At 65.3% G+C, this 4442-nt stretch carries 6 protein-coding genes; 5 read left to right on the top strand and 1 reads right to left on the bottom strand.

What is annotated here, in order from left to right; genetic code table 11:
- The 5 genes from EOD15_RS29330 to EOD15_RS29310 all read left to right on the top strand — a co-directional run.
- Nucleotides 1-545 (top strand): gamma-glutamyltransferase (locus EOD15_RS29330; RefSeq protein ID WP_185929109.1); only part of this gene is annotated, 545 nt, incomplete at its 5' end.
- Between the two features lie 90 nt (nt 546-635).
- Complete coding sequence (locus EOD15_RS29325; protein WP_127409079.1) at nt 636-2162, top strand: acyl--CoA ligase; 1527 nt, start codon at nt 636-638, stop codon at nt 2160-2162.
- Between the two features lie 2 nt (nt 2163-2164).
- Nucleotides 2165-3145 carry a 2-dehydropantoate 2-reductase gene (locus EOD15_RS29320; protein WP_127322567.1) on the top strand — a complete coding sequence of 327 codons (981 nt, stop codon included), beginning with the start codon at nt 2165-2167 and terminating at the stop codon, nt 3143-3145.
- Between the two features lie 95 nt (nt 3146-3240).
- The gene (locus tag EOD15_RS29315) at nt 3241-3624 is read left to right on the top strand and encodes a VOC family protein (protein ID WP_127322566.1); all 384 of its coding nucleotides are present in this window, start codon (nt 3241-3243) and stop codon (nt 3622-3624) included.
- Between the two features lie 104 nt (nt 3625-3728).
- Complete coding sequence (locus tag EOD15_RS29310) at nt 3729-3962, top strand: hypothetical protein (protein WP_127322565.1); 234 nt, start codon at nt 3729-3731, stop codon at nt 3960-3962.
- 85 nt (nt 3963-4047) lie between these two features.
- Here EOD15_RS29310 and EOD15_RS29305 read toward each other — a convergent pair.
- Nucleotides 4048-4442 (bottom strand): aminopeptidase (locus EOD15_RS29305; protein ID WP_185929108.1); only part of this gene is annotated, 395 nt, incomplete at its 5' end.

Here is a 4442-nt window from a genome sequence, read left to right as displayed (position 1 = left end):
GCGATACGGTCTACATCTCCATCGTCGACCGCGACCGCAACGCGGTCTCCTTCATCAACTCGACCTATTATTCGTTCGGCAGCGGCGTCGTCGGCCCGAAGACCGGTGTCGTGTTGCAGAACCGTGGTTCCAGCTTCCGCCTCGACCCGGCGCATCCGAACGCGATCGCACCGGGCAAGCGGCCGATGCACACGATCATGCCGGGCATGGCGACGAAGAACGGCCGCGTGGTGATGCCGTTCGGGGTCATGGGCGGCGGCTATCAGCCGTTCGGCCATGTCCATCTGCTGACCAACATGATCGACTTCGGCATGGACCCGCAGCAGGCGCTGGATGCGCCGAGGGTGTTTTACAATGATGACACCGTGGAGGCCGAGCGTGGCGTTCCCACTGATGCAATCGAGGGCCTGCGCCGGCGCGGCCACCGCATCGCCGAACCGCATCACCCGCTGGGCGGCGGGCAGGTGGTGCTGATCGACTGGGAGAAGGGGACGCTGACCGGCGCTTCCGATCCGCGCAAGGATGGTTTGGCGCTTGGCTACTGAGGCGATCCGTTGTCCAATGGCGTATCCGTATCGAGGCAAGCCCGTCAGAAGGGCTCCCGCCAATAGTCGTTCGAAATCCAGCCGGTGATCATGACCCAAACCGAAACCCACGCAGATCTCTCCCGCCGTCTCGCCGCCGGCGCCGACGATGCGCCCGCCATCCTGGCACCCGACAGGGCGACGCTTAGCCATGGCGAATTGCGCAGCCTGATCGCCGATACGGCAAAACAGCTGCATGCGCGCGGCATCGGCCGCGGCGACAGGGTGGCGATCGTGCTGCCGAACGGGCCCGAGATGGCCACCGCCTTCGTCGCCGTGGCGGCCGTCGCCTCGACGGCTCCGCTCAACCCCGCCTACCGGGCCGACGAGCTCGATTTCTACCTGACCGACATCGGCGCCAAGGCGATCCTTGTCGCGGAGGGCGAGACCGGACCGGCGGTGACGGGGGCCGAACGCCTCGGCATCGGCGTGCTGCGGCTTGTCGTGCAGCCCGGCACACCCGCCGGCAGCTTCACGATCAAGGGCGCAGCGATCGGACCGCAGGCCGCGCCCGACATGGCGCAAGACAGCGACATTGCGCTGCTGCTGCATACCTCCGGAACGACATCGCGTCCAAAACTGGTGCCGCTCAGCCATGCCAACATCGCGGCCTCGGCTGCCCATATCGGCGGCACGCTTGGCCTGACGCCAGATGACCGTTGCCTCAACATCATGCCGCTGTTCCACATCCACGGCCTGATCGCGGCCGTGCTGTCGTCGCTGGCTGCCGGTGGCAGCATCTATTGCACGCCCGGCTTCAACGCGCTGCGCTTCTTCCAGTGGCTGAGCGAGGCGCAGCCCAGTTGGTACACGGCGGTGCCGACCATGCATCAGGCGATCCTGCCCCGGGCGGCGCGCAACACCGAGGCGCTGGCGGCGGCGCGTCTTCGCTTCATCCGCTCGTCCTCGGCGTCGCTGCCGGCACAGGTGATGACTGAGCTGGAGGCGACCTTCGGCTGCCCGGTGATCGAATCCTACGGGATGACCGAGGCCGCCCACCAGATGGCATCGAACCGGCTGCCGCCGGGCCAGCGCAAGCCCGGCAGCGTCGGTGCCTCCGCCGGTCCGGACGTGGGTGTCATGGCGCCCGACGGGCGGCTGCTCGCAGCCGGCGAGACCGGCGAGATCGTCATTCGCGGACCCAATGTCACGACGGGTTACGAGAAGAACCCGGATGCCAATGCCACGGCTTTCGCGCATGGCTGGTTCCACACTGGCGACCAGGGCGTGCTCGACGAGGACGGCTATTTGCGCGTCACCGGTCGGCTCAAGGAGATCATCAACCGCGGTGGCGAAAAGATCTCGCCGCTCGAGGTCGACGACGTGCTGATGGATCATCCGGCGGTGGCGCAGGTCGTCACCTTCGCCATGCCGCATGACAAGCTTGGCGAGGAGGTGGCCGCGGCGGTTGTGCTGCGCGAAGGCATCAGCGCCACCGAGGGCGACATCCGCACCTATGCGGCGACGCGGCTTGCCGATTTCAAGGTGCCGCGCAAGATCCTGATCCTGGACGAAATCCCCAAGGGCGCGACCGGCAAATTGCAGCGCATCGGCCTTGCCGCCAAACTCGGGCTTTGACGATGAAGATCACCATCTTCGGCGCCGGTGCGATCGGCGGCTATCTCGCGGCCAAGCTCGCCATCACTGGGCGGACCGATCTTTCGATCGTCGCGCGCGGCGCCCACCTGGACGCGATCAAGGCAGATGGCCTGCGCCTGATCGAGGATGGCCAGGAAATTTCGGTTCCCGTCCGGGCCGCCGCCAAAGCCGACGAGCTTGGCGTGCAGGATTACGTCGTGCTGGCGCTGAAGGCCCATTCCCTCTCCCCAGCCCTCGACCAGATCGCACCGCTGCTTGGGGACCACACATCAGTCGTCACCATGCAGAACGGCGTGCCCTGGTGGTATTTCCACGGCGCCGGCGGGCCGCTGGAAGGCACCAGGCTGAACGCGGTCGACCCCGGCGGCGCGATCTGGCAGCGGATCGGACCGGACCGCGTCATCGGCTCGGTCGTCTATCCCGCCATCGAGGTCGATGCGCCGGGCCTCATCCGCCATGTCGAGGGCAAACGTTTCTCGCTCGGCGAACCCTCCGGCGAGCGCAGCGAACGGGTCACGCTTCTGGCCGAGGAAATGGTCAAGGCCGGCTTGCAAGCGCCGGTGCGCGAGGATATCCGTAGCGAAATCTGGGTAAAACTGTGGGGCAATCTCTCCTTCAACCCGATCTCGGCGCTGACCGGCAGCACGCTGGCCGCGATCGTCGCCGACGATGGCACCCGCGCGCTCGCCCGCACCATGATGCTGGAGGCGCAGGCGATCGGCGAAAGCCTCGGCGTGCGTTTTCCCATAGCGGTCGACCGGCGCATCAAGGGCGCCGGCGATGTCGGCGAACACAAGACCTCGATGCTGCAGGACCTGGAGCGCGGCCGGCCGATGGAGATCGACGCGCTGGTGAGCGCGGTGCAGGAACTTGGCCGGCTCACGGACAAGCCGACCCCGACCATCGATGCCGTGCTGGCGCTGGTGCGGCGGTTGGCGGTGGAACGCGGGTGTTATGGGTGAGGTGGAAGGACAGGGCAAATCAGAGCCGTGGCGCGCGACGATCCAGGCCTTGAAGCACCTTGGCCTCATATCCCAGCTTGACCCGGGTTAGCAGCATGCTGAACGCTATTCACCACGTCGCGCTCATCTGCACCGACTACGACCGGTCGCGACGGTTCTACGTCGAACTCCTCGGCCTCGATCTGATCCGGGAGGTTTATCGGGAGGAGCGGCAATCATGGAAGGCGGATCTGCGGATCGGGTCGGCCCAACTGGAATTGTTCTCCTTCCCTGCACCGGCGATGCGGCCGTCCCACCCAGAGGCTACAGGCCTGAGACATCTGGCATTCGCTGTGGCTAATCTTGAGCCCGTAATTATCCGCCTGGAAGCCGCAGGCGTTGCCGTCGAGCCTATCCGGATCGACCCATATACGGACCAGCGGTTTACCTTTTTCAGGGACCCGGATGGATTGCCGCTGGAACTCTACGAAGCCCCATAAGGAACGGTTCGCTTTCGCGACGGGCGCTGTGTACTGACGGTCTCGGTATCGGCGGACCGCGAATCTGTGCTAAGCGCCGCCCAACCAACCAAAGGACGACACCAATGAGCGAACTGACCGTGGCCGAGGCGACCGAGAGCATCTATGCCTCGCTCCGGGCGGACAATGCCGACATCGACACACATATCGCGGCGCTTAAGGCGGCGCTGACGCGAGAGGGGATGAAACAGGCGGTGTTCGATCCGGCCAAGCTGGCGCAGAACAACCGCTCGGGCCGCAAGTTGATGCAGGCTTATTTTAGGCAGCGTGGCGTGAGCGTGAAGTTCTCGGACCAGTAGAACCGCGCGGGCGATTTCAATCGCGCGATTTGGTTGGTTTCGGACGCAAGTTCCCCGACGCTTCGGGCCATCCCTTTTGACCGGCTCAATAACAGCGATCTGCCGCCGCAAGGGCTTCGGCACGGTGAGCTTGGTCCAGTGCGCCAATCCGTCGGACTGACGCATAGAACCTGACATAGTCGCCCGAACACAAGTCGAACAGGCGCAGAAACGCGGTCACCCGATCGCTATAAACGGACGTCGCGGCGAGCTTTGCGTTGTTGATCGGGGAAGCGAACCAGGCGTCGTATCCCCGGTATCGGCCCCAGCGCCTGTCGCGCATGTGTCGGTAGCGCATCCGCAGCCGTTCAATCGCGGCCGTCTTCGCGGCCAGTTTTTGCTCCGAGGTGCCGGAGTTGGAATAGACTTGCGCCAACTCGTCGCGGGTCCGCGACACCAGCGCAAGAAATTCAGCCTTGCGCTTCCGGGCGGCTTCGTAAC

Source organism: Mesorhizobium sp. M7A.T.Ca.US.000.02.2.1, from assembly GCF_003996995.1.
In the GTDB taxonomy this organism is placed as follows: domain Bacteria; phylum Pseudomonadota; class Alphaproteobacteria; order Rhizobiales; family Rhizobiaceae; genus Mesorhizobium.
Note: the sequence above shows the minus strand (reverse complement) of the source record. Positions and strands in the feature narration are given on the sequence as shown.